This window comes from Paraburkholderia sp. FW306-2-2C-D06C, from assembly GCF_058781505.1.
On the sequence record NZ_JBYSWU010000001.1, the window covers coordinates 331,070 to 356,689 of the forward strand.

The 25,620-nt window shown below is 64.1% G+C and carries 21 protein-coding genes and 1 pseudogene; 18 read left to right on the forward strand and 4 right to left on the reverse strand.

Annotation, left to right across the window (positions count from 1 at the left end; genetic code table 11):
- The first annotated feature begins 206 nt into the window (after window positions 1–206).
- The 6 genes from AC3WLT_RS01515 (at window position 207) to AC3WLT_RS01540 (ending at window position 7,771) form a co-directional block, all read left to right on the forward strand.
- Entirely contained in the window at window positions 207–1,340 is a 1,134-nt protein-coding gene (locus AC3WLT_RS01515) for an acyl-CoA dehydrogenase (RefSeq protein ID WP_492590066.1), read from the forward strand.
- Window positions 1,341–1,495: 155 nt separating this feature from the next.
- On the forward strand, window positions 1,496–3,187 hold the full coding sequence (locus AC3WLT_RS01520) for an AMP-binding protein (RefSeq protein WP_492590068.1): 1,692 nt from the start codon (window positions 1,496–1,498) through the stop codon (window positions 3,185–3,187).
- Between the two features lie 66 nt (window positions 3,188–3,253).
- Window positions 3,254–4,801, forward strand: a complete 1,548-nt coding sequence (locus AC3WLT_RS01525; protein WP_492590070.1) for a CoA-acylating methylmalonate-semialdehyde dehydrogenase — start codon at window positions 3,254–3,256, stop codon at window positions 4,799–4,801.
- Window positions 4,802–4,926: 125 nt separating this feature from the next.
- Window positions 4,927–5,832, forward strand: coding sequence for a 3-hydroxyisobutyrate dehydrogenase (gene mmsB / locus AC3WLT_RS01530; RefSeq protein WP_492590071.1), 906 nt, complete (start codon window positions 4,927–4,929; stop codon window positions 5,830–5,832).
- Window positions 5,829–6,638 carry an enoyl-CoA hydratase gene (locus AC3WLT_RS01535; RefSeq protein ID WP_492590073.1) on the forward strand — a complete coding sequence of 270 codons (810 nt, stop codon included), beginning with the start codon at window positions 5,829–5,831 and terminating at the stop codon, window positions 6,636–6,638. Before mmsB ends, AC3WLT_RS01535 begins: the two co-directional genes overlap by 4 nt.
- Entirely contained in the window at window positions 6,635–7,771 is a 1,137-nt protein-coding gene (locus tag AC3WLT_RS01540) for an enoyl-CoA hydratase/isomerase family protein (protein ID WP_492590075.1), read from the forward strand. Before AC3WLT_RS01535 ends, AC3WLT_RS01540 begins: the two co-directional genes overlap by 4 nt.
- A gap of 71 nt (window positions 7,772–7,842) precedes the next feature.
- Here the strand turns inward: AC3WLT_RS01540 and AC3WLT_RS01545 are convergent, their stop codons facing one another.
- Window positions 7,843–8,757 carry a glutaminase gene (locus AC3WLT_RS01545; RefSeq protein WP_492590077.1) on the reverse strand — a complete coding sequence of 305 codons (915 nt, stop codon included), beginning with the start codon at window positions 8,755–8,757 and terminating at the stop codon, window positions 7,843–7,845.
- A 156-nt stretch (window positions 8,758–8,913) separates the two neighbouring features.
- Here AC3WLT_RS01545 and AC3WLT_RS01550 point away from each other — a divergent pair, with 156 nt between their 5' ends.
- A complete protein-coding gene (locus AC3WLT_RS01550) occupies window positions 8,914–9,666 on the forward strand; it encodes an AraC family transcriptional regulator (protein ID WP_492590079.1) in 753 nt (250 codons plus the stop codon).
- Window positions 9,667–9,772: 106 nt separating this feature from the next.
- Here AC3WLT_RS01550 and AC3WLT_RS01555 read toward each other — a convergent pair whose 3' ends face one another.
- Window positions 9,773–11,350 carry a DHA2 family efflux MFS transporter permease subunit gene (locus AC3WLT_RS01555; protein WP_492590081.1) on the reverse strand — a complete coding sequence of 526 codons (1,578 nt, stop codon included), beginning with the start codon at window positions 11,348–11,350 and terminating at the stop codon, window positions 9,773–9,775.
- Between the two features lie 414 nt (window positions 11,351–11,764).
- Between AC3WLT_RS01555 and AC3WLT_RS01560 the strand changes: the two genes are divergently transcribed.
- The 3 genes from AC3WLT_RS01560 (at window position 11,765) to AC3WLT_RS01570 (ending at window position 14,727) form a co-directional block, all read left to right on the forward strand.
- Window positions 11,765–12,418 carry an alpha/beta hydrolase gene (locus AC3WLT_RS01560; RefSeq protein WP_492590083.1) on the forward strand — a complete coding sequence of 218 codons (654 nt, stop codon included), beginning with the start codon at window positions 11,765–11,767 and terminating at the stop codon, window positions 12,416–12,418.
- Window positions 12,419–12,614: 196 nt separating this feature from the next.
- On the forward strand, window positions 12,615–13,667 hold the full coding sequence (locus AC3WLT_RS01565; protein ID WP_492590084.1) for a rod shape-determining protein: 1,053 nt from the start codon (window positions 12,615–12,617) through the stop codon (window positions 13,665–13,667).
- A 265-nt stretch (window positions 13,668–13,932) separates the two neighbouring features.
- Window positions 13,933–14,727, forward strand: a complete 795-nt coding sequence (locus tag AC3WLT_RS01570) for an alpha/beta fold hydrolase (RefSeq protein WP_492590135.1) — start codon at window positions 13,933–13,935, stop codon at window positions 14,725–14,727.
- 39 nt (window positions 14,728–14,766) lie between these two features.
- Here AC3WLT_RS01570 and AC3WLT_RS01575 read toward each other — a convergent pair whose 3' ends face one another.
- Complete coding sequence (locus AC3WLT_RS01575) at window positions 14,767–15,168, reverse strand: hypothetical protein (protein ID WP_492590086.1); 402 nt, start codon at window positions 15,166–15,168, stop codon at window positions 14,767–14,769.
- A gap of 426 nt (window positions 15,169–15,594) precedes the next feature.
- On the opposite strand from AC3WLT_RS01575, the gene gltA reads away from it, so the two are divergent.
- On the forward strand, window positions 15,595–16,893 hold the full coding sequence (gltA, locus tag AC3WLT_RS01580) for a citrate synthase (RefSeq protein WP_492590088.1): 1,299 nt from the start codon (window positions 15,595–15,597) through the stop codon (window positions 16,891–16,893).
- A gap of 369 nt (window positions 16,894–17,262) precedes the next feature.
- Here the strand turns inward: gltA and AC3WLT_RS01585 are convergent, their stop codons facing one another.
- Entirely contained in the window at window positions 17,263–17,451 is a 189-nt protein-coding gene (locus AC3WLT_RS01585; protein ID WP_492590090.1) for a hypothetical protein, read from the reverse strand.
- A 443-nt stretch (window positions 17,452–17,894) separates the two neighbouring features.
- On the opposite strand from AC3WLT_RS01585, the gene AC3WLT_RS01590 reads away from it, so the two are divergent.
- The 7 genes and pseudogenes from AC3WLT_RS01590 (at window position 17,895) to AC3WLT_RS01620 (ending at window position 25,617) form a co-directional block, all read left to right on the forward strand.
- Entirely contained in the window at window positions 17,895–20,174 is a 2,280-nt protein-coding gene (locus AC3WLT_RS01590) for an amylo-alpha-1,6-glucosidase (RefSeq protein WP_492590092.1), read from the forward strand.
- Window positions 20,175–20,378: 204 nt separating this feature from the next.
- Window positions 20,379–21,233, forward strand: a complete 855-nt coding sequence (locus AC3WLT_RS01595) for a MurR/RpiR family transcriptional regulator (RefSeq protein WP_492590094.1) — start codon at window positions 20,379–20,381, stop codon at window positions 21,231–21,233.
- A 169-nt stretch (window positions 21,234–21,402) separates the two neighbouring features.
- Window positions 21,403–21,831 (forward strand): annotated as a pseudogene (locus AC3WLT_RS01600) (C45 family autoproteolytic acyltransferase/hydrolase); the annotation flags it as partial.
- 81 nt (window positions 21,832–21,912) lie between these two features.
- On the forward strand, window positions 21,913–23,241 hold the full coding sequence (locus AC3WLT_RS01605) for an aspartate aminotransferase family protein (protein ID WP_492590096.1): 1,329 nt from the start codon (window positions 21,913–21,915) through the stop codon (window positions 23,239–23,241).
- A gap of 28 nt (window positions 23,242–23,269) precedes the next feature.
- Complete coding sequence (locus AC3WLT_RS01610; RefSeq protein ID WP_492590098.1) at window positions 23,270–23,824, forward strand: carboxymuconolactone decarboxylase family protein; 555 nt, start codon at window positions 23,270–23,272, stop codon at window positions 23,822–23,824.
- A 359-nt stretch (window positions 23,825–24,183) separates the two neighbouring features.
- Window positions 24,184–24,609, forward strand: coding sequence for an OsmC family protein (locus AC3WLT_RS01615; RefSeq protein WP_042325152.1), 426 nt, complete (start codon window positions 24,184–24,186; stop codon window positions 24,607–24,609).
- Between the two features lie 156 nt (window positions 24,610–24,765).
- Window positions 24,766–25,617 (forward strand): isocitrate lyase/PEP mutase family protein, encoded by an 852-nt coding sequence (locus AC3WLT_RS01620; RefSeq protein WP_492590100.1) that lies wholly within the window; start codon window positions 24,766–24,768, stop codon window positions 25,615–25,617.
- Window positions 25,618–25,620 lie beyond the last annotated feature (3 nt).

Below are 25,620 nucleotides of genomic sequence, written 5' to 3' on the forward strand. Positions count from 1 at the left end.
GTGTTTTCCCTGTGGCGATTCGCCAAGCCCTTGAAGATGCGGCCCGAATCGGGTTTGCATAGTAGCAGTATGGCAAATGCGCTCAGCCAGAATGATCGGGCTGAGCATCGAACCTGCCCAGCCGCTTGCCTACACTTGCCTCAACCGTTCGCGAGCCGGATGCCACACCGGGGGCGTGAGCAGGCGCAAAAGACAGGATCGAGCCCATGGACAATTTCTACACCGACGAACAACGCATGATCCGCGACGCCGCGCGCGACTTCGCCTCCGAGCGCCTCGCACCGAACGCCGCGCAGTGGGACCGCGACGCGAAGCTGCCCGCGGAGGTCGTCGCGCAGATGGGCGAACTCGGTTTTCTCGGCATGATCGTGCCGTCGGAATGGGGCGGCTCCTATACCGACTACGTGGCCTATGCACTCGCGCTCGAAGAGATCGCTGCCGGCTGTGCCGCGTGTGCGACGCTGATGAGCGTGCACAACTCGGTCGGCTGCGGACCGATTCTGAACTTCGGCACGGATGCGCAGAAAGACCGCTATCTGCACGACCTCGCCACCGGCCGCCGCATCGGCGCGTTCTGTCTGACCGAGCCGCAAGCCGGCTCGGAGGCGAACAATCTGCGCACCCGCGCCGTGCTGCGCGACGGCAAGTGGATTCTCAACGGCAGCAAGCAGTTCGTGACCAACGGCGCGCGCGCCGACCTTGCGATCGTGTTCGCCGTCACCGATCCGGATCGCGGCAAGCGCGGCTTGTCGGCCTTTATCGTGCCGACCGATACGCCGGGCTTCAAGGTCGGCAAGCCGGAACACAAGCTCGGCATTCGCGCGTCCGACACCTGCCCGATTTCGCTCGACGACTGCGCCGTGCCCGAAGCCAATCTGCTCGGCGAACCGGGCGAAGGCTTGCGCATCGCGCTGTCGAATCTCGAAGGCGGGCGCATCGGCATCGCCGCGCAGGCGGTCGGCATCGCGCGGGCCGCGTTCGATGCCGCGCGCCTCTACGCGAACGAACGCATCCAGTTCGGCAAGGCGCTGAAGGATCATCAGACCATCGCCAACATGCTCGCCGATATGGCGACGCGTCTGAACGCCGCGCGGCTGCTGGTGCATCACGCGGCGCGGCTGCGCACGGAAGGTAAGCCATGCTTGTCGGAGGCGTCGCAGGCCAAGCTGTTCGCGTCGGAACTGGCCGAGGAGATCTGCTCGAAGGCGATCCAGATTCACGGCGGCTACGGCTATCTCGAGGACTATGCGGTGGAGCGCCATTACCGCGACGCTCGCATCACGCAGATTTACGAAGGAACCAGCGAAGTCCAGCGGATGGTGATCGCGCGCCACGTTTGAAGGAAAACACGGGCCATTTGAGCGCAAAATAAGCGGCCCGATAACACAAAGGCGGTGCGCACACCGCGCCGCCCGCATGGGATCGGAGTAAGTGCTAAAGCACTAACTCCGGCCGACAGCTGAAGCACTAACTCCGATCGACACAGGAGACGACGATGACTGCAGCGAAGAGCTTTTTCGACGCGCGTGACCTGTTGTTGCGCCATCGAACCGACTACGACCGTGCGTACCGCGAATTCACGTGGCCGGTGCTGGACGAGTTCAACTGGGCGCTCGACTATTTCGACGTGGTCGCGCGAAACAACGACAATCCGGCGCTGTGGATCGTCGACGATCCGGCGAGCGAGGGGCTGCGGTTGTCATACGCGCAGATGTCGGAGCGCTCGGCGCGCATGGCGAACTTCCTGCGCGGTGTGGGCGTGGGGCGGGGCGACCGCCTGCTGCTGATGCTGCCGAACCGCGTCGAACTATGGGACGTGATGCTCGCGGCCATGAAGCTCGGCGCGATCGTGTTGCCCGCCACCACCCAGCTTTCCGCCGACGATGTGCGCGACCGCGTGCAGATCGGCGGCGCGAAATTCGTCGTGGTCGATAGCGCGGAGCTGGCCAAGTTCGATGCGCTCGATGTACCGCTCACACGTCTTTCGGTGGGCGCGCCTCGCGCCGGCTGGATCGACCTGGCCGCCGCCTATGACGCATCGCCGCAATTCACGCCCGAAGGGGTCACGCGCGCCACCGATCCGCTGCTGCTGTACTTCACCTCGGGCACGACGTCCAAGCCGAAACTGGTCGAGCACACGCACCAGAGTTATCCGGTCGGCCATCTGTCGACGATGTACTGGGTCGGCCTGCAACCGAACGACATCCATTGGAATATCAGCTCGCCGGGCTGGGCCAAGCACGCGTGGAGCTGTTTTTTCGCACCGTGGAATGCGCAAGCCTGCGTGTTCGTGTTCAACTTCCCGCGCTTCGTGCCGAAAGATACGCTCGACGTGCTGGTGCGCTTCAACGTCACCACGCTCTGCGCGCCGCCGACCGTCTGGCGCATGCTGGTGCAGGAGCATCTCGCCGACTATCCGGTGAAGCTGCGCGAGATCGTCGGCGCGGGCGAGCCGTTGAATCCCGAGATCATCGAGCGGGTGAAGCACGCGTGGGGCATCACGATCCGCGACGGTTTCGGCCAGACCGAAACCACCTGCCAGATCGGCAATTCGCCGGGGCAGCCGGTGGTGCCGGGTTCGATGGGGCGCCCGCTGCCGGGCTACAGGATCGAACTGCTCGATGCCGACGACCAGCCCGTCACCGAAGGCGAAATCGCGCTGTCTTTGACCGCCCGCCCGCTCGGCCTGATGACCGGCTACGCGAACAACGCCAACGCGACCGCGCAGGCGATGCGCAACGGTTTCTACCGCACGTCGGACGTCGCGCTGCGCCGCGACGACGGCTACTACGTCTACGTCGGCCGCGCCGACGACGTCTTCAAATCGTCCGATTACCGGCTGAGCCCGTTCGAACTCGAAAGCGTGCTGATCGAACACGAAGCGATCGGTGAAGCGGCCGTGGTGCCGAGCGCGGATGCGCTGCGTTTGTCGGTGCCCAAGGCGTTCGTGACCGTGCGGCAAGGCTACGAGGCCGGTCCGGAACTGGCGCGCGCCGTGTTCGCGTTTTCGCGCGAAAAACTCGCACCGTATAAGCGGATTCGCCGCCTGCAATTCAGCGAGCTGCCGAAAACCATCTCCGGAAAGATCCGCCGCGTCGAATTGCGGCGCCGCGAAATGGAACGCGAGGCCGAGCCCGCGCGCCTGCCGGGTGAGTACTGGGAAGAGGATTTCCCGGACCTGCGTTGATTGTTCCATTTCGAATTTTTCAGTCACTGTCCGGCCGCCGCGCGGCCACTGCACAGGAGTTTCAGCATGAGCGCAACTGCTTCGAACCACGCCGGGAATCAAGGCAATCAGAGCAATCAGACCGCGAGCGTCAAACTGCTGATCAACGGCGAGTTCGTCGAATCGAAGACCAGCGAGTGGCGCGACATTGTGAATCCGGCCACGCAAGAGGTGCTCGCCCGCGTGCCGTTCGCCACCGCCGATGAAGTCAACGAAGCAATCCGCTGCGCGCACGCCGCGTTCAACACGTGGAAAAACACGCCGATCGGCGCGCGCATGCGCATCATGCTGAAGTACCAGGCGCTGATTCGCGAGCATATGCCGCGTATCGCGAAGACCTTGAGCGCCGAGCAGGGCAAGACGATTCCCGATGCCGAAGGCGATATCTTCCGCGGTCTCGAAGTGGTCGAGCATGCGTGCTCGATCGGTACCTTGCAGCAAGGTGAATTCGCGGAGAACGTGGCGGGCGGCGTGGACACCTACACGCTGCGTCAGCCGATCGGCGTGTGCGCCGGCATCACGCCGTTCAACTTCCCGGCGATGATTCCGCTGTGGATGTTCCCGATGGCGATCGTCTGCGGCAATACCTTCGTGCTGAAGCCTTCCGAGCAGGATCCGATGTCGACGATGCAACTGGTCGAACTGGCGCTTGAAGCCGGCGTGCCGAAGGGCGTGCTGAATGTCGTGCACGGCGGCAAGGACGTGGTTGACGCGCTCTGCACGCACGATCTGGTGAAAGCGATTTCCTTCGTTGGCTCGACGGCGGTCGGCACGCATGTTTATCGCCTCGGCAGCGAACACGGCAAGCGCGTGCAGTCGATGATGGGCGCGAAGAATCATGCCGTTGTCTTGCCCGATGCGAACCGCGAGCAGACCTTGAACGCGCTCGCCGGGGCGGGCTTCGGCGCGGCGGGGCAGCGCTGCATGGCGACTTCGGTGGTGGTGCTGGTCGGTGCGGCGCAGCAATGGTTGGCGGATCTGGTCGCGAAGGCGAAGACGCTGAAGGTGAACGCGGGCAATGAACCGAATACGGACGTCGGCCCGGTGGTCTCACGCTCGGCGAAGCAACGCATTCTCGGCCTGATCGAAGCGGGCGTGAAAGAGGGCGCCACGCTCGCGCTCGACGGCCGCGACGTGAAGGTGCCGGGCTACGAGCAAGGCAACTTCATCGGCCCGACGGTCTTCACCGATGTCACCACCGAGATGGAAATCTACCGCACCGAAATCTTCGGCCCGGTGCTGCTGATTCTGAACGCCGCCACGCTCGACGAGGCGATCGAACTCGTCAACCGCAATCCGTTCGGTAACGGCGTAGGCCTGTTCACGCAGAGCGGCGCGGCGGCGCGCAAATTCCAGAGCGAGATCGACATTGGCCAGGTGGGCATCAACATTCCGATTCCGGTGCCCGTGCCGTTCTTCAGCTTTACCGGCTCGCGCGGCTCGAAGCTCGGCGACCTTGGGCCGTACGGCAAACAGGTCGTGCAGTTCTATACGCAGACCAAGAGCGTCACCGCCCGCTGGTTCGACGACGACACCGTCAACGACGGCGTCAACACGACCATCAGCCTGCGCTAAGACCTCGGGTTCATTGCTTTGCATGGGATGGGAGTAGGCGCTGAAGCGCCAACTCCCATCGAGCTTTGCATGGGATGGGAGTAGGCGCTGAAGCGCCAACTCCCATCGACACAGGAGACGACACCATGAAAATAGGCTTTATCGGACTCGGCAACATGGGCGCGCCGATGGCGCACAACCTGCTCAAGGCGGGCCACGCGGTCAACGTATTCGACCTCGACGCGCAGGCTGTGCTGGCCCTGGTCGAAGCGGGCGCGAAGGCGGCGGGTTCGCCGAAAGCGGCGGTGAGCGACGTCGAATGCGTGATCACGATGCTGCCCGCGGCCGCCCATGTGCGCAGCGTGCTGACGGCGGACGACGGCGTATTCGCCGGCCTCGCCAAAGGCGTGACGATCATCGATTCGAGCACGATCGACCCGGCGAGCGTCAAGGCCTTCGCCGAACTGGCCGCGCAACACGGCAACACCTTTGTCGATGCGCCCGTGTCGGGCGGCACCGGCGGCGCGGCGGCGGGCACGCTGACCTTCATGGTTGGCGGCAGCGCGAGCGCGTATGAGCAGGTCAAGCCGGTGCTCTCGGCGATGGGCAAGAACATCGTGCATTGCGGCGATACCGGAACCGGCCAGGTCGCGAAGATCTGCAACAACCTCGTGCTCGGCATCACGATGGCGGGCGTGGCCGAGGCGATGTCGCTCGGCGAGGCGCTCGGCATCGACGCGAAGGTGCTCGGCGGCATCATCAATACCTCGACCGGGCGCTGCTGGAGTTCGGACACGTATAACCCGATGCCCGGCGTGATCGAAACCGCGCCGTCGACGCGCGGCTACACCGGCGGCTTCGGCACCGACCTGATGCTCAAGGACCTGGGCCTCGCCACCGACGCCGCGAAATTCGCGCGTCAGCCGGTGTATCTCGGCGCGCTGGCGCAACAGCTCTATCAGACGATGAGCAGCAAAGGCGCGGGACGGCTGGACTTTTCGGCGGTGATCAAGCTTTACCGTAACGACGGCAAGGACGGAGACGCGCAATGATCGAACTCGACTACGCGCACGACGGCGCGGTCGCGCTGCTGACGCTCAAGCGGCCGCCGGCCAATGCATTCACGCCGGACGGTCTGCTGCTGTTGCAACGAACCGTCGAGCGCCTGAACGGCGAGGCGCGTGTGCGGGCGGTCGTGATTACCGGCGACGGCCCCAGGTTCTTCAGCGCGGGCGCCGACCTGAACACGTTCGCCGACGGCAATCGCGAAGTCGCGCGCACGGCGGCGATGCGTTTCGGCAGCGCGTTCGAAGCCTTGCAGAATGCGCGGCCGGTGGTGATCGCGGCGATCAACGGCTATGCGATGGGCGGCGGTCTCGAATGCGCACTGGCGTGCGACATCCGCATTGCCGAACAGCATGCGCTGCTCGCCTTGCCCGAAACGGCGGTTGGCTTGCTGCCATGCGGCTGCGGCACGCAGACGTTGCCGTGGCTGGTCGGCGAGGGCTGGGCCAAGCGCATGATTCTGACCGGCGAGCGTGTCGATGCGGCGACTGCCTTGCGCATCGGTCTGGTCGAAGAAGTGGTGGACAAGGGCGCATCGCGCGAGGCCGCACTGACGATGGCGGCGCGCGTCGCGACGCTGAGCCCGCAGGCGGTCGGCTTCAGCAAGACGCTGATTCATCAGGCGCGCAACGGCGTGCCGCGCTCGGCGGCGCTGGCGGTGGAGCGCGAGCGTTTTGTCGATCTGTTCGACGGCGCGGATCAGCGCGAAGGCGTCAACGCGTTCCTCGAGAAGCGCTCACCGCGCTGGCAGGCTGCGCAGGCTGAACACATGGAGCGGGAGACGCATCGATGAGCGCGGTACAGAGCCTGGCAGCGCAGGCGAGTGTGGAGGCGGAGCGGGAGATTCTGTTTCGCGTCGTCAACCGCGTGGCGATCATCACGCTGAACCGGCCGGCTGCGCTCAATGCGTTGTCGCATGCGATGGTGCGCGAGCTTGCCGTGCTGGTCGAACATTGCCGCGCGGATGACGGCATTGTCGCGCTCGTGCTGAAGGGGGCGGGCGCCAAGGGCTTTTGCGCCGGTGGCGACGTGCGCGAGATGTACCGGCTGGCGAAGGCCGGCGACAGCCGGTGGCTGGCATTTTTCGTCGATGAATACCGGCTCGATTACGCGCTGCATACCTTTCCGAAGCCGGTGGTCGCTTTGCTCGACGGTATTACGATGGGCGGCGGCATGGGGCTTGGCCAGGCGGCGCGGCTGCGGATCGTGACAGAGCGCAGCCGGATTGCGATGCCGGAGACGCGCATTGGTTTTTTGCCCGATGTCGGCGCGACGCGGTTTTTGAGCGCGATGCCGGCGGAGGCCGAGTTGTATGTCGGCCTGACGGGCGTGACGCTCTCCGGGGCTGATGCATTGCGGCTGCAACTGGCTGATTTATGCGTGCCGGCCGAGTGGCTCGCTACGTTCGAGGAGCGCTTGCAGCGCATGTCGCATGCGGGGGATTCGCTGGCTGCGTTGCGAGGCGTGTTCGAGCCGCCGTGCAACATTATTCCGCATGCTGCGTTGGGGCCTTTTACGCAGTTGATTTTGCGGCATTTCGATCGGCGCTCGAGTGTCGAGCGGATGGTCGCGACGTTGCGGCATGATCTGGAGCGCGAGCCGCCGCGAGAGGTGCGGCAGTGGCTACAGGCCACTTATGACGCGATGGTAGGGCATTCGCCCACGATGTTGTGTGTGACGCGTGAGGCTTTATTGCGTGGGCGGCAGATGACGCTGGCCGAGTGCTTCCGGATGGAACTGGGCATTGTCAGGCGGGTGATCGAGGAAGGGGATTTCTGTGAGGGCGTCAGGGCACAGTTGATCGATAAGGACCGGCGCGCAAGGTGGGCGCCGGCTTCGCTGGCGGAAGTCCGCGCGGAAAGAGTCCGGTGGTTTTTGGCTTCGCCGTGGCGAAAGGACGGGCATCCTCTGGTTTCCATGGCGTGATGTTTTTGCCTTTGGCGGCGGTGTTAGCGGGCAACGAGATCCGCCCGCAACGCCGCGCGCTCGGCGCAGACTCAGAAAATCGACTGCCCCGTATACGTGGTCAGCCATTCGAGCGCCAGCACGCCCGCCAGCGAATTGCCGTTGCTGTCGAGCCCAGGCGACCACACGCACACGGCCATCTCGCCGGGCAGCACGGCGACGATCCCGCCGCCCACGCCGCTTTTCGCCGGCAAGCCGACCCGATAGACGAAATCGCCCGCCGCATCGTAGGTGCCGCAGGTCAGCATCAGTGCGGACAGGCGCTTGGCGGAACTGGTGTCGAGAATCCGCTCGCCGGTGGCGGGCACGACGCCGTGGTTGGCCAGAAACAGCGCCGCTTTCGCCAGTTCGACGCAACTCATCGAAATCGCGCACTGCCGGCAATAAGCGTCGACCACCACTTGCGGCGGCATCTCCATGTTGCCGAAGCTCGCCATGAAGTGCGCCATCGCCTGGTTGCGGTGGGCGTGCTGCCATTCAGACTGGGCGACGCGCGAATCGTAGTCGATGCTCGTTTCGCCGGTCAGGCGCCGCATGAATTCGACCAGCGCCGTCTCGGCCTGCACGAAGCGGCGGCACAGCACGTCGGTGACCACCAGCGCGCCCGCATTGATGAACGGATTGCGCGGCTTGCCCTGTTCGGCTTCGAGCTGGACCAGCGAGTTGAAGGCGGTGCCGGACGGCTCGCGCCCGACGCGCTGCCACAACGCGTCGCCGAGCAGCCGGAACGCCATGGTGCAGGCGAACAGCTTGGAGATGCTCTGGATGGAAAAGCGCGTGTCGGCGGCGCCGGTGCGAAACACTTCGCCCGAGGTCGTGACGATTGCCATGCCGAAGCAGTCGGCGGGGACTTTTGCCAGTTCTGGAATGTAGTCGGCGACCTTGCCGGTGCCCAGATAAGGCTGGAGGTCGTGATGAATCTGTTCGAGGATGGATGAGTAGTTCATTGGGCTCGGACCGTTGAAGCCGCGATTTTACTGGCAACCTGGAGCGAATTGTTGGTGCGGCGCCGAGCGGACGGGCGCGAACGTCCGAACATCGTTTCGCGGCGGCTATGCTAATCTTTCTGCGTTTCCAACGACAACCGGGCAAAACGGACATTCATGATGGGAGCCTTCGATCCGGACCTCATCGAGCGTTCGGTATTCGTGGTCGAGGAGCGGTACGACGCGCTGGATGAGCCGTGGCACGCGTACCGTCGCGCGCGTCTGATTCACGCGAGCGAAGGCGTGCTGACCGTGCGCACCGAAATCTCACGATGCGTTGTGCCGCCGGGCCACGCGGTCTGGATGCTGCCGGACGTGTTGCATCGCCTGTCCGCGGCCGAACCGGTGCGGCTTTATTCGCTATATGCCGAAGCGGGCGCCGCGCCGCTGCCCGAGCAGGGCGGCGCGGTCGTGCTCGACCCGCTGGTGGCGGCCTTGCTGATCGCGGCGGCGGATTTACCGAAGGACGAGCCGCCCGATGCCCCGTCCGCGCGCCTCGTGCAGGTGTTGCTGGACCGGCTGCCGGGTCTGCCTGCCGCGCCGCTGGCGGTGAACTGGCCACGCGATCCGCGCGCCCAGCGGATCGCCGACGCGCTGAGCGCGAACCCGGCGGAGCAGGCGGTGCTCGAGGATCTGGCGGCCGCCGCCGGCGTCACCGCTCGCACCGCGTCGCGCCTGTTCGTCAAGGAGACCGGGCAGACCTTCGGCCAGTGGCGCCAGCAATTGCGGCTGCTCGTTGCGCTGGAGCGTCTGGGCGCCGGCGCCAGCGTCACGCAGGTGGCGCTCGAAGTGGGCTACAACGATGTGTCGTCGTTTATCGCGGTGTTCCGCGACGCGTTCGGCGACACGCCGGCGCGCTATTTCCGCTGACGTCGGAGCGCAAACGCGCCGATTCACGAACTCGAAGCGTCACCCTGCATGTCACCCCTGTATATCGCCCCAGCGTGTCGCCCCTGCGCATCGCCCCTGTCCGCCATTAGTGCGCGCCCGCCGCGTCCGAACCACCGCCGCCTTTGGCCGGCCGCGTAATCCAGATCAGCGGAATGATCAGAATGAAGATGATCGCCGACACATAAAAGATGTCGTTCAGGCCCATCATCGCGGCCTGCGTGTTCACGGTGAAGTCGAACAGCGCATGCGCGGATTGCGTATTCAGATGCAGCAGCGACTGGGTCGAATCGATCTGCTGGCTGAACAGCGGGTTGTCGACGGTGGCGCGCTCGGTGAGCCTCTCGTGATGCAGCACCGTGCGGTTGTTCCACGCGTTGCCGGCGACCGAGGTGCCCACCGCGCCGCAAAACACCCGCACGAAATTCGACAGGCCCGCCGCGGCCGGAATCCTGTTCGGCGGCTGGCCAGACAGAATGATCGAGGTCAGCGGCACGAAGAACAGCGCCATCGGAATGCCTTGCAGCAGCGTGGGTATCACGAGGTGCCAGGTGTCGATTTCGATCACGTACTTCGAGCGCATGTAGAACACGATCGCGAAGCCGATAAAGGCGAGGGTGGCGATGATGCGCGCGTCCGAGCGCGGCAGCACGCGGCCCATCACCGGCGCGAGCAGCACGGCGAAGACGCCGAGCGGCGCGGTGACCAGACCCGCATCCACCGAACGGTAGTTCAGATACTCCTGCATCCATTGCGGCAGCAGCACCAGGTTGCCGAAGAACACGCCATACGCGACCGAAATCGCAATCGTGCCGCCGAGAAAATTGCGCTGCGTGAAGAGCCGCAAATCGACGATCGGATTCTCTTCGGTCAGCTCCCACACGAGGAAAAACGCGAAGCTGATGAGCGCCGTGATGCCCAGGATCACGATCACCGGCGACGAGAACCAGTCGAGGTCCTTGCCCTTGTCGAGCATGATCTGCAACGAGGCGACCCAGGCAACCAGCAAGCCGAGGCCGACCACGTCGATCGGCGGTTTTCGGGTGGCGGACTCGCGGTTGCGGTAGATCATCCACGTGACGCCGGCCGCGAAAATGCCGACCGGAATGTTGATATAGAAGATCCACGACCAGCTGTAACTATCCGTGATCCAGCCGCCGAGCGCGGGGCCGGCAATCGGGCCGACGGTCGCCGTCATGGCCCATAAGGCGAGCGCGGTCGACGCTTTCTCCTTCTGGTACGAGCCGAGCAGAATGGCCTGCGACAGCGGAATCAGCGGACCCGCCACGGCGCCCTGAAAGACCCGCGCGATCAGCAGCATCGGCAGCGTCGGCGCAATGCCGCACAGCCACGAAGCCAGCACGAACATCAGAATCGCGCCGACGAACAGCTTTACCTGGCCGAAGCGCTGTGTGAGCCAGCCGGTCAGCGGAATCGACACCGCGTTGGCGGCGGCGAACACCGTGATGACCCATGTGCCTTCGTCGACCGAAACGCCGAGGTTGCCCGAAATGGTCGGGATCGCGACGTTCGCAATCGACGTGTCGAGCACGTTCATGAACGTGGCGAGCGCGACGGCGATGGTCGCCAGAACCAGTTGGCCGCCTTGTAATGGCGGCGGTGGTGCCGGCGGTGTCGCGGCTCGCGCGGAAGTGGGCTGGCTCAAACCATTCTCCGGACAGAATATCGGCGGATGTTCCATGCACCGCTCGCGCGCGGCGCCGGGCAGTCAGTCAAGCAAGTGGGCAGCTAAGGATGTTGCGGGACCACGGTGCACGGCCGGCGCGGCGCAAGCTGTTCGAGCCGGGGCCGGCTGTTGCGTCTGTTGCGCGCCACCCGGAAGTGCGCCTGGAAACGTGATCAAAGCTTGGGTGAACGCTCGCAAAAGCATACCTGTATTCACGTTTTGACGTAGCCGGCGCGTGCAGGCTCTCGGGCGAAAAGTAATCCGGCAGCGTATCCTCGCGGCTGGGGCGACACGCCGCAGCACGCCTTGCCAAGCGTGCGGAAATACGCCGCCGTGCGCCTCGCCGCGCGTGCGGAAACACGAACCGGAAGCATCGGGAGAAAGGAAACGGATATGGGCTGGGAGCAATTCGAACACGGCTGGCGCCGCGCGCCGGCCAATGCGCCTGCGAAGGCACTGGTGGTGCTGCTGCACGGCGTCGGCAGCAATGCCCGCGATCTGATGCCGCTCGCGGATATCTGGAGCGAGCCCTTGCCGGACGTCGCGTTTGTGTCGCTCGACGGCAGCGAGGAATTCGACGGCGGTTTTGGCGGGCGTCAGTGGTTCAGCCTTCGCGAAGTCGACGAGGGCAACCGCGGGGCGCGTGTCGCCGCCGCTTATCCGGCGCTGCGGCGCATGCTCGAAGCCGAGTTGGCGCACTGGCAGCTTCCTTTCGACCGGCTTGCGCTGGTGGGCTTCTCGCAAGGCTCGATCATGTCGATGCATCACGTGGCGACCAGCGCGGAAGGCGCAGCCGCCGTCGTCGCGTATTCGGGCCGGCTCGGCTCGGCGATCGTCGCGCGCAACGGCACGCCGCTCACGCTGGTGCACGGCGAAGCAGACGGAGTGATCCCGGTGCGCGAACTGGAATATGCCGCCAATGCTTTCAGCAATGCCGGCTACAGCGTCGACGCCTACGTGTTGCCCGGCATTGGTCACACCATTAGTGCCGACGGCGTCGAGCTTGGCCGCGAGGCGCTGGTGCGCGCGCTGGGCAGCTTGTCGTAAGACTGACACGATCCTGATTGAAAAATCGGTCTAAAGAATTTGATCTGCTTGCCGTTAACTGGTCATTAGCATGAGAATCACCCGCGCCGCGCGGACCGCGCAACGCCCGTCAGGACGTGCCGAGCGGCTCGGGCGACCGGGGCGCATTTTCCAGACTGCCCGGCAAGGGCGGATAACGACACAGCAGAGCCTTCCTATGGCCAGACCGACGCCGCATTACCCGCTTTTCGATCGCCTGTTCCGCCATTCAGTGGCGGTCGACCTCGGCACGGCCAATACCCTTATCTATACCGACGCCGGCGGCATCGTGCTGAATCAGCCGTCGGTCGTCTGTTTCGAGAAACAGCCCGCCGCCGGGCAAAAACGCATCGCGGCAGTGGGCACCGAAGCGCGCCAATTGCTCGGCCGCGCGCCGCGCAATCTCGAAGCCGTGCGGCCGATGCGGCACGGCGTCATCGCCAATTTCTCGGCCGCCGAGCACATGATCCGGCAATTCGTCGACATGGCGCGCCCGCGGCCGCTGTTCAGCCGCCGCGCAGCTTTCACGCTGTGCGTGCCGGCGGGGGCGACCCACGTCGAGCGTCGCGCGATCAAGGAAGCGGCGGTGGCGGCCGGCGCGTGGAGGGTGAGTCTGATCGGCGAATCGCTGGCGTCGGCGGTCGGCGCGGGCCTGCCGGTGTCGGAGGCGACCGGGTCGATGGTGGTCGATATCGGCGGCGGCACCACCGAAGTCGGGGTGATCGCGCTGGGCGGCACGGCGTATAGCGGCTCGATTCGCGTGGGCGGCGACAGCTTCGACATGGCGATCGTCAGTTATGTGCGCAATCTGTATGGCGTGCTGCTCGGCGAGCAAACCGCCGAGCACGTGAAGAAAAGCATTGGTACGGCCGTCCGCGACGTGCCGATAAAGCACATGAACGCCACAGGGCGCAGCGTCGACGACGGCCTGCCGCGCACGGTTCAACTGAGCAACCACGATATCGCCGACGCGATCGACGGCCCGCTGTGTCAGGTGATCGGCGCGGTGAAGCGCGCGCTCGAAACGGCGCCGGCCGAACTGGTGACCGATATCGCGCATAGCGGCATCGTGCTGACCGGCGGCGGCGCGCTGCTCGGCAACCTGAGCCGGCGGCTGACCAACGAACTGGGGCTCGACGTCCGCGTCGCCGACGAACCGCTGACTTGTGCGGTGCGCGGCGCGGCCGCTGCCGCCGCTGCCGGTTTGCTGGACGAACGCGCTTATGAGTGACGCGCGAGTGACGCGCGGGTGACGCGGCGAATTCATCGCCGGTCCTTGTGGCGTAAGCTCCGGCGCACATTTCGCGCCTATGTGACAATACGCGACGCGTCCCACTTGCAGGGACGCAAGCTCGCTTTCTTTTTTCTTTCCCCGATCTTTTCGAGCCGGCGCCGTCGCATTCAGACGTTGCCGTGCTGTCCGTGAATCCACACCTGTGAATCAACCTGTTTCCGCTTCGTCCCCGTCCTTTATCGAACTGCAAAGCGGTTTGCGCATGCCTTATGTCGAAGACGGCGAGGGCGAACTGCTGCTGTTCGTGCACGGCTCGCTGTGCGACTACCGCTATTGGCAACCGCAACTCGCCGGCCTTTCGAAGCATTACCGCTGCGTCGCGGTGAGTCTCACGCACTACTGGCCGGTGACCGATACCGATACCGAGCCCGGGCTGCCGTTCAGCTGGAGCCAGCATGCGGATGAAGTGGCCGAGTTCATCGACCGTTTCGGTGCCGGTCAGGCGCACGTGGTCGGTCATTCTCGCGGCGGTTGCGTCGCCTATCATTTCGCGCGACGCCATCAGGAATGGGTGCGCACCTTGACGCTGGCCGATCCGGGCGGCCCGTTGCAGATTGCCGGGCGGCCGCCCGCGCGTTTGCCGGAGACGGTCAACGCGTTGCGCGCCAAGGCCGCGCAACTGATCGAGGCGGGCGAGGTGGACGCCGGCTTGCAGCTGTTCGTCGATTCGGTGAGCCGGCCTGGTTTCTGGGCGATGAGCACGCCGGGCTTTCGCAGAATGGCGACTGACAACGCGCACACGCTCGCGCGCCAGTTCCGCGACCCGCTGCCCGCGTACGTGCCCGAGGAGGCCGCCGGGATACGCTGCCCGGTGCTGCTGATCGACGGCGAAAAGAGCCCGGACATGTTCCGCCGTACGGCAACCGCCCTGCAAACGTGGCTGCCGGATGCGCGCCGCGAAACGGTGCGCGGCGCGTCGCACGGAATGAATCTCGCGCATCCGGCCGCGTTCAACCGCTATGTCGACGAATTCATTCGCGCCATGAGCGTGCGATGAGCTCGAGCGGGGCGGTGCCCGGCTCAGCACATATGAAGCTCAAGCCTTGCGATGCGCGTCGGTATCGAGCGCGCGTTCCGCGGCTTCGCCGACGAGGCCGTGGTAATACAGATGCGCGCCGATCGCAAGCGAGTCGTTGCGAATCTCGTGGAATGCTTTCCACGCCTTAACGGGGTCTTTGAACAGCAGGTAATGCGCTTCCTGCGCGATCAGGTCCGCGACTTCATGCAGACCGTGACCGTGCAATACGTTCACCAATGCATCGAGACTGTGATGGGTGCGTGCGTCGGTACGCGGGTAGAGCATATGCAGCACCGCGACGTTTTGCGTCTTCAGCGCCGACGACAAGGCAACGACGATGTCCTGATGATTCAGTGCGGAGACGATGCTGTCCTCGTTGTGGACATGATCCGGAAACAGTGTTTCGAGAGAGGCGTTCATCTGGTCCTTCCTGTTGTTCTGGCTGATTAAAAAGGCCCGCCGTTGGACGGCGGGCCAAAGACAGCGATGTGCTTGCAGGGGAGGCAAAACACAGCTTCAGTATCGCAGAGCCGCCGCGCTTGTGCTGCCCGATTGCCGCAAAACATTGTTGCGCGAGGTGTACCAGCTTTCATTTGGCGGGCATTGGGGGTTGGCACGGTAGAGCACGGTAGTGCATTTCCGCGCGGCATCCTCAGGGGGCTTTGCAGGCCACGTCAGGCAACGAATGTTGCGTCAGTCGAGATGGATTGTTGCCGTCAATCGCCGCAATCAATGCTTGATCGGACCGTAGAATGCGAAGCGGAGCCTGAGCATGCCTAAGCACGCAAGCGCGATGATCGAGCATGCCGGCACGTGTGCGATGTGAAAGTAAAAGGAAACGTGTAGATGAACTCGAAGACACACGCAACGCTGAGCTTTTCCGACAGCGGCCAGACGATCGATTTGCCGATTTATCAGGGCACGCTTGGGCCGGATGTGATCGACATCCGCAAACTGTATGGGCAGACGGGCAAGTTCACGTACGACCCGGGTTTCATGTCGACGGCGGCCTGCAATTCCGAAATCACGTATATCGACGGCGACAAAGGTGAGCTGCTGTATCGCGGCTACCCGATCGACAATCTCGCGCAAAACGCCGACTTCCTCGAAACCTGTTATCTGCTGCTGAAGGGCGAACTGCCGACTGTTCAGGAGAAGGAAGCGTTCGTGAAGACCGTCACGCAGCACACGATGGTGCACGAGCAGATGCATTTCTTTTTTCGCGGCTTCCGCCGCGACGCGCACCCGATGGCGATTCTGGTGGCGGCGGTGGGTGCGTTGTCGGCGTTCTATCACGACTCGCTGGACATCAATGATCCGCAGCACCGCGAAGTATCGGCGATCCGCATGATCGCCAAGCTGCCGACGCTGGTGGCGATGGCATACAAGTACACCGTGGGCCAGCCGTTCGTGTATCCGAAGAACGACTTGTCGTACAGCGCGAATTTCATGCGGATGATGTTCGCTAATCCTGCGGAGGAGTACAAGGTCAACGACGTGCTGGTGCGTGCGCTCGATCGCATTCTGATTCTGCATGCGGACCACGAGCAGAATGCTTCGACTTCGACGGTTCGCCTGGCCGGGTCGTCTGGCGCGAATCCGTTTGCCTGTATTGCCGCGGGGATTGCTTGCCTGTGGGGTCCGGCGCATGGCGGCGCGAATGAAGCGGCGCTGAATATGCTGGAGGAGATTGGTTCGGTCGACCACATTCCCGAGTTCATTGCGAAGGTGAAGGACAAGAACTCCGGCGTGAAGCTGATGGGTTTTGGCCACCGTGTGTATAAGAACTACGATCCGCGTGCGAAGTTGATGCGCGAGACGTGTCACGAAGTGCTGGAAGAGTTGGGGCTGCATGACGACCCGCTGTTCAAGCTCGCGATGGCGCTCGAGAAGATCGCGCTGGAGGACGACTACTTCGTGTCGCGCAAGCTTTATCCGAATGTCGATTTTTATTCGGGGATTGTGCAGAGGGCTTTGGGGATTCCTACCGCGATGTTTACCTGTATCTTTGCGATGGCTCGCACCGTCGGCTGGATTGCGCAGTGGAACGAAATGATTGCCGATCCTGAGCAGAAGATTGGCCGCCCGCGGCAGTTGTTTGTTGGTCAGGGTCCACGCGAGGCTAAGCCGGTCGCTAAACGGTGATTTTTTGCCTGCGCGGCGCTTTCTGGTTGTGTTTTTTCCTACGGCAGTGCCTTTCGCTGTTCTGACTTCTTTGGCCTTTCCTTGATTTCTTTGTGGTCTATTAGCTTTCCCCCTGTGCGGGGGAGCACCTACTTTTCTTTGCCGGCCGCAAAGAAAAGTAGGCAAAAGAAAGCGGCTTCACACCGCAGGTACTAAGCGGGCACCACGGTCATCAACGGGGAGTGGAGGCCACCTGATCTGTGCCAGTGCACCTTCACGCCCTGGTGACAAGGCAGTCATACTTCCCGCCTCGCGCTGCGCGCTCGCCGGAACGGTACTTCATCCAACCATCCACTACGTTTGGCGCCTGCGTTTTGCGCGGGGCATAGCTCACCAGTTCACGCGTGCGCGCCGCTCCATTACGCCCGAGTTCTGCTTGGTAATCCAGATCTGCATCTCGCCGAGGTGAAGCCAATGGCTGTCGCTAGGCAAAACCGAAGCGGGCGGTGTGGGATGGACCTTGCCGGCGAGCGCGTAGCGCGAGAAGGGGTGGATGACTGCCTTGTCACCGGCACTCATGGACCACGGTGTGGTCCGGCAGGTCTCCACTACCGGTGGCTGACCGAGGTGCCCGCTTCAGAATTAGCGGTGTAAAGCCGCTTTCTTTTGCCTACTTTTCTTTGCGGCCGGCAAAGAAAAGTAGGTGCTCCCCCGCACAGGGGGAAAGCTAATAAACCACAAAGAAAACAAGGAAAGGCCAAAGAAGTCAGAACAGGGAAAGGCCAACGCCGTAGGCAAACAGACATAAGAAGCGCCGCGCAGGCAAAAAATCAGGAACAGACCACCGCCGCAGGCACACAGCACAATGCCGCCGCGAAAGGCAAAAAAAGCAAAACCCCTGCATCTCCCATACCACGAAAAAACTGAAACTCCAATGTGTTAAGTTCGTCTGACGCCCGCAGACACTCTACAATCGGAAGCGATAGCAGAACCCGAAAGCGAACATCACAGGAGCGACCCTGATGCAACAGCCAGAAGCCCTCGGCGGCCTATCCCACTCGGGCGGCATCGACCACCACGATCTCGAGCCGGACGGCGTATTCATCCCGACGGAAAACCTGAACGTTGCGAGCGCCACCCAGCACGTGCTGAAGTCGGGCGACACTTTCATCGTCAACGACCCCCTCGGCGATATCACCGGCCACGACGACGGCCTCTTCGTCAACGACACCCGCGTCCTCTCGCAACTGCGCCTCACCTTCGGCGGCCGCGCGCCGTCACTGTTGTCGGGCAACGTCAGCAGCGACAATACCTCGTTCACCGCGCATCTCACCAATCGTCCCTTGCCGCCGCTCGGCGGCGATAGCACCCCCGAAGGCGTGATCCACGTCGAGCGCGTGCGTGTGCTGTCCGGCACCGTTCTCAACGAAGCCATCGAACTCACCAACTACGGCACGAGCGACGCCATCGTGCCGCTGTCGATCTCCTTCGTCAGCGACTTCCGCGACATGTTCGAAGTGCGCGGCCTCAAGCGCAATAAACAGGGCCGCGTCGAACCGGCTCGCGTCGAAAACCGCGAGGTGCTGCTCGGCTACATCGGCCTCGACGGCGTGGCGCGCAATGTGCAGATCGCCTTCGCGCCGCAGCCGGACAAGCTGTTCGCCGACCGCGCCGACTACACCGTCAAGCTGCCGGCGCAAGCGTGCGTGTCGATTTATCTGTCGGTCGCGGTGGAGGTTGTCGCGCAGGCGGACCGGCCCGACATGGGAGTCTCGAAGCCGACGCATCCAGTGAGCGAAGCCCATCTTTCGCAAATCGACGCGGAACGCCCGCGTGTCGGCCGCGCCGCGGTGCGCGCCGCGCTGGTCGACGCCCACCTCGTGATGCGCGAACGGCGCCGCGCCACCGCGCGCGTCCGTTCGAGCAATCCGCTGTTCAATGCGTGGATCGACCGCTCGCTCGCCGACCTCGGTCTGCTGACCACCGATCTCGCCACTGGCCCGTATCCGTATGCAGGCATTCCGTGGTTTTCGACGCCGTTCGGCCGTGACGCGGTCATCACGTCGTTGCAAACGCTGTGGCTGCAACCGCAATTGGCGGCCGGCGTGCTGCGTTTTCTCGCCGAGCACCAGGCGCGCGAGAATTCGCCGTTTCGCGACGCCGCGCCCGGCAAGATCATGCACGAGATGCGCAAGGGCGAAATGGCCGCTACCGGCGAGGTGCCGTTCGCGCTGTACTACGGCGGCGTCGACAGCACGCCGCTCTTTATCGTGCTGGCCGGCGCCTACGCGGCGCGCACGGGCGACCTCGCGCTGATCGACGAATTGTGGCCGGCGCTCGAACGCGCAGCGCAGTGGGTCGCGGGCGTCTGCGACAAGAACCGTTACGGTTTGCTCGACTATCAGCGCGAGTCGGATGGCGGGCTCGCGAATCAGGGCTGGAAGGACAGCCACGATTCGGTATTCCATGCCGACGGCCATTTTCCCGACGGTCCGATTGCATTGGTCGAAGTGCAGGCGTATGCAAGCGCGGCGTTCGACACGATGGCCCACTTCGCCGAGCTGCGCGGCCTTTCCGAGCCGGCGGCGCGCTATAAGCAACGGGCGAAGAAAATCCGTCAGTGCGTCGAGGAAAAGTACTGGATGGAAGAGTCCGGCTTCTACGGCATTGCGCTCGACGGGCACGGCGAACTGTGCCGCGTGATGGCGTCGAATGCCGGGCATCTGCTGGCCTTCGGTCTGCCCGCGCGTGCGCGCGGCGAGGCCGTGGTGCGCGCACTCGATTCGGCGCTGTTCCACACCGGTTGGGGCGTGCGCACGCTGGCCGCGAGCCAGTCGCGCTTCAACCCGATGGCCTATCACAACGGCTCGGTCTGGCCGCATGACAACGCGCTCTGCGCGCGCGGCCAGTCGCGCTACGGCGGCAAGGCGTCGGCCGTGAAGCTGTTGCAGGCGTTGTTCCAGGCGGCGGTCAATTTCGACATGCGGCTGCCCGAGCTGTTCTGCGGTTTCCCGCGGCGGCGCGGCGAGCCGCCCACCGCCTATCCGGTCGCCTGCCTGCCGCAGGCGTGGGCTGCGGGGTCGCCCTTCATGATGCTCGAAGCCTGTCTCGGCATCACGATCGATGCGGTCAAACGCGAGGTGCTGATCGAACAGCCGATGCTCCCCGAAGGCATCGACTGGCTCGAAGTCGGCGATTTGCGGGTGGGCGATGCGTCCGTGTCGATCACGTTCCGGCGCATCGGCGACAAGGTCGTCGCGTCGGCCGAGCAGGGCGACGTGCGGGTGGTCGCGCTACTTTAATCAGGCGCTTAACCTGGCACTTAACCTGGCACTTAACCTGGCACTTAACCTGGCACTTAACCTGGCACTTAACCTGGCACTTGAGCAGGCACTTGAGCACGCGCTAAGCAGGCGTGAAAAGCACGCGGGAAGTGCTGTTGGATGCGACGCACCGGGTGGTAACATTTGTTGTCATCCCTATCGACCGTTCGCCCGGTACCTCGCATGCCAGACAGTTTCGACCAGCTCGCCGCCCTGATCCGGGCGCGCTTCTCCGAACTGAGTCCGCAGTTCCAGATGGGCGCAGGTTTCCTGCTCGATCATCCTGACGAAGTCGCGGTCTCGTCGATGCGCAAAGTGGCCGAGCGGGCGCAGGTGCAACCCGCGTCGCTGGTGCGCCTGTCGCAGCAACTCGGTTTTCCCGGCTGGAACGAATTGCGCAACCTGTTCGTCGCGCGCGTGCGGACGCGGCCCGAGCCGCTCACCAGCCGCGCGCGCTCGCTGGTCAAATCGAAAGACGCGCTGGCGAACGATCTGCTCGTTGCGCAACAACACAACCTCGAGGTCACCGCCGCACACAACGGTCGCGCGATCGTCGACGCGGCGCGCCTGCTGCGCCGCGCGCCGCATGTGCATGTGGCGGGTTTTCGCTCCTGTTATGCGGTGGCTTTCGGTCTCGTCTACGGCTATCGGCTGTTTCGCTCATCGGTGTCGCTGCTCAACGGCGAGGCCGGTACGCTGGAGATGCAGTTGCGCACGATCGAGCGCGACAGCGCCACCGTCGTCATCAGTTTCGCGCCGTATTCGGTGGAAGCGGCGCGCGTCGCCGAAGCCGCGCTGGAAAAGGGCAGCAAGCTGATTGCGATGACCGACAGCGCGGTCTCGCCGATCGCGCTGAACGCCGACAAGGTGCTGATCTTTTCGCACGAGAGTCCGTCGTTCTTTCCCTCGCTGGTAGCCGCCACGGCGATCTCGGAGGCACTGGTCGCACATCTGCTCGCACTCGAAGGAGCGGGTGCGGTCGAGCAACTCGGCATCGCCGAGCAGTCGCTGCATGCGAAAGGCGCGTATGTGCCTTGACGTTGTGTTGCGTTGACGTTGCGTTGATTCCCCGCATTTGACTCAGACAGATTTCCGCCGCGAAGCAAGCTTGCTCCATTTGTATCGCAGTCGCTTCATTTGACAACAAATGTTGTTTGGAAGTATAAATACGTACCGATTGTTGAATGGGTGCGAGGCGGTGGCGTCGATGCGGGAGTTGAATCTTTTCCAGGTGGCCGGTGAGCCGTATGGCATCGGCTACCGGCTGGGCGAACTTGCCCGGCCGGTGTTCGCCGAATACATGGAGCAAAGCAGCGCGTGGCAGGCGGTTCGTCGCTGGCGCGGCGATCCGTTCGTGCAGAAGCTGCGGCAAGCAGCCGAGGCGCATTTTCCGGCGCTGCTGGCCGAACTCGAAGGCATGGCGGCGGGGCTCGGTTGCTCCGCGGATGACATCTTTTTGTGGAACTGCCGCGGCGAGCTGATTCACAACGCGCCGGACGGTTGCACCACCTTGGCGGCTGCTGCCGGCGGCACGCGTTTCATCGCACACAATGAAGACGGCGATCCCTATCTGCGCGAGCGCTGTTGTCTGGTTCAGGTGCAACCGGCCGGCAAGCCGGGTTTCGTGAGCTTCTACTCTTCGACACCTTCATCGCACGAACTGCGCCTTCGCAGGCCGGAACCCTGACCGGCTAACAAGGAAAAACAAGGAAACATCATGTCCACCGTATTTCACCGCTCGCCGAAGCAGTCGTTGCCGGTTGCCGTCGCCGGCGAAGGCATCGAAATCATCGACTCCACCGGCAAGCGCTATATCGACGCGTCCGGCGGCGCCGCCGTCTCGTGCCTCGGCCACAGCAACCAGCGCGTGATCGACGCGATCAAGCGGCAGGCGCAGCAGCTGCCGTATGCGCACACTTCGTTCTTTACGACCGAAGCCGCCGAGGAACTCGCCGACCGTCTGGTGGCAAGCGCGCCGCAAGGGCTCGAGCACGTGTATTTCGTGTCGGGCGGCTCGGAAGCGATCGAGGCGGCGCTGAAACTGGCGCGGCAGTATTTCGTCGAGAAGGGCGAGTTGCAGCGCCGTCACTTCATCGCGCGCCGGCAGAGCTATCACGGCAACACGCTGGGGGCGCTGGCGATCGGCGGCAATGCGTGGCGTCGCGAGCCGTTTCTGCCGATCCTGATCGAAGCGCATCACGTGAGCCCCTGTTACGCGTATCGCGAGCAGCGCGCCGGCGAAACCGAAGAGGCATTCGCCCAGCGTCTCGCCGACGAACTCGAGCAGAAGATCCTCGAGCTCGGCGCCGATACGGTGGCCGCTTTCGTCGCGGAAACGGTGGTGGGCGCGACGGCCGGCGCGGTGCCGCCGGTGCGCGAGTACTTCCGCAAGATTCGCGCGGTGTGCGATCGTTACGGTGTGCTGCTGATTCTCGACGAGATCATGTCGGGCATGGGGCGCACCGGCTATCTGTACGCGTGCGAAGAAGACGGCGTCGCGCCGGACCTCCTGACCATCGCCAAGGGACTCGGCGCCGGCTATCAGCCGATCGGCGCGACGCTGGTGAGCGACCGGATTTACCAGACGATCGTCGGCGGCTCGGGGTTCTTTCAGCACGGGCACACCTATATCGGCCACGCCACCGCGTGCGCCGCCGCGCTCGAAGTGCAACGCGTGATCGCCGACGAGCATCTGCTGCCCAACGTTCTCGCGCGCGGCGAACAGTTGCGCGGACTGTTGCGCGAGCACTATGCGCAGCATCCGCATATCGGCGATGTGCGAGGGCGGGGGCTCTTTGTCGGCGTCGAACTGGTGAAGGACCGCGCGAGCAAGACCCCGTTCGACGCGCAGCTGAAACTGCACGCGGCGATCCGGCGCGAGGCGTTCGCACGCGGGCTGATGGTGTATCCGATGGGCGGCACGGTCGACGGCAAGATTGGCGATCATGTGCTGCTGGCGCCGCCGTTCATCTGCACCGCGCGCGACATCGACGAGATCGTCAGCCGGTTGACGGATGCGATCGACGGCGCGCTGGCCTCAGCCTGACAACACTTCATCTTCTGCGAGATTTGCGATGACCGAGCGCTTGCCTCACTTCGACCTCTCCGATGCCACGCCCGAACAAAAGGCCGTGCTCGATGAGATTCTGTCCGGCCCGCGCGGCAATCTGAACGGGCCGTTTCTCGGCTGGATTCACAGCCCGGAACTTGCCCAGCAGGCGCAGCGTCTCGGCGCCTTCTGCCGCTACCGGACCGGCTTGCCGCTGCGCCTGTCGGAACTGGCGATTCTGGTGACGGCAGTGCGCTGGCAGGCGCAGGCGGAGTGGTACATCCATTATCCGATCGCCCTGGAAGCCGGCGTGGCCGAAGCGGATGCGCAAGCGCTCCTGCAAGGGTGGCGCCCGGCCTTCGCCGATACCGACGATGCATTGATCTACGATTTCGCCAGCGAGCTGTACGACAACAAGCGGGTATCGGATGCGACGTATGCGAAGACCGTCGAGCGCTTCGGACCTCAGGTGACGATCAACCTGGTCGGCCTGCTCGGCTACTACGCGCTGGTGGCGATGACGCTGAACGTGTTCGGCATGCGCGCGGTGGGGCAGGAGAGCTTGCCGTTCGCCGAGTAACGGCGGCGCCACCGGGGCGTCGGCCTCGGCCGGTGATTTTTTCGACGATCCCGCCTGACGCTGCTAGTAATGGAAAGATGAAAGCGCGCCGGCGGCAAACTTCGCCATCGGGGCGCGAGTAGTTCTGACTGTCACTTTCTCTTCTGATAGATAGTCGAAAGACGACTTCGCGGTCCGCATCGTCACGACGCTGGCACACGGAAGCGCCTATCATGAAGTTCGGTCCACGCCCGCGCCTGCGGCGCCGCGCGACACTCGCGATCGATGCCGAAGCCGCAAGCACCCGGGCGGGACCGTTGCGGCGGGCATCACGTTCGGTTGCAGAGCGGCGCCACGCAGGGCACAACAGGAGAAGAGCGATGAAGCGCAAGGCATCGGCCGTCTGGCAAGGCGGCCTGCAAGATGGCAAGGGCTCGATTTCCACTGACAGCGGCGTCCTCAAGGAGACCCAATACTCGTTCTCGACACGCTTCGCGGATGGCATCGGCACGAATCCGGAAGAGCTGATTGCGGCTGCGCATGCGGGTTGTTTTTCGATGGCGTTATCGGCGGAATTGGGCAAGGCCGGCATCACGCCCGAACGTATCGGCACTACGGCAACCGTCACGCTCGACAAGGACGGCGGCGGCTTTTCGATCACCGCGGTGCATCTCGACGTGGCGGTGAAGATCCCCGGCGGCGACAAGGCCGCGTTCGACAAAGCCACTGCGGACGCCAAAGCGGGCTGCCCGGTATCGAAGGTATTGAACGCAACGATCACGATGGACGCGAAGCTCGAAACCTGAGCCCGCGGTTCTGCTGCTGCGAAGGCATGCAAGGCCGGCGGGCGGGTGGAACTCGCCGCCGGCACTGACTTGTCGACGCATGTCGAGCCACTTTCACGACGATACGCCTCCGCGCCTTGCGGCGTGGCGCTGTCGTCGTCTTTCATGGAACCGTCAATGACAACGCAAACAGAAAAGGCACGGCAATTCCGGTCTTATCACGCGGCCAACGAGGCTTTCATCATTCCGAATCCGTGGGACATCGGCACCGCGCGGCTTCTGGCGCTGGCCGGCTTCAAGGCGCTCGCGACCAGCAGCGCCGGCTATGCGTTTTCGCGCGGCTTGCCGGATAACTCGATCGGCCGCGCGCAGATGATGGTGCACCTCGCCGAGATCGCCGGCGCGACCGATTTGCCGGTGAGCGCCGATCTGGAGAACGGTTTCGGCGACGCCCCGGAAGACGCCGCCGAAACGATCATGCAAGCGGCGGCCGCGGGCGTGGTCGGCGGCTCGATCGAGGATGCGACCGGCCGCGCGGACGAACCGATCTATCCGTTCGAGGCGGCGGTGGAACGCGTGCGCGCGGCGGCAGAGGCGGCTCGCTCACTGCCGTTTCCGTTCACGCTGACCGCGCGCGCCGAGAACTACCTGGTCGGCCGAGCCGATCTCGACGATACGATCCGGCGTCTCGCGGCCTATCAGGAAGCCGGCGCCGACGTGCTCTACGCGCCGGGCTTGAAGACCCGCGAAGAGATCGCCGCGGTGGTCGGCGTACTCGAGCGGCCGGTCAATGTGCTGATGGGCCTGCAGGGTGTCCTGCTCAGCTTCGACGAATTGCAGGCGCTGGGCGTGCGGCGGGTGAGCGTCGGCGGGTCGCTCGCGCGCGCGGCGCTTGGCGCGTTCCTGCGGGCGGCGCATGAGATGCGCGATCACGGCACCTTCAACTACACGAAAGACGCCGTGAGCGGCAACGAGATCAATCAGCTGTTTGCGAGCGCCGAGCAGAAGTGGGGCAACAGCGGGGGGTAACAG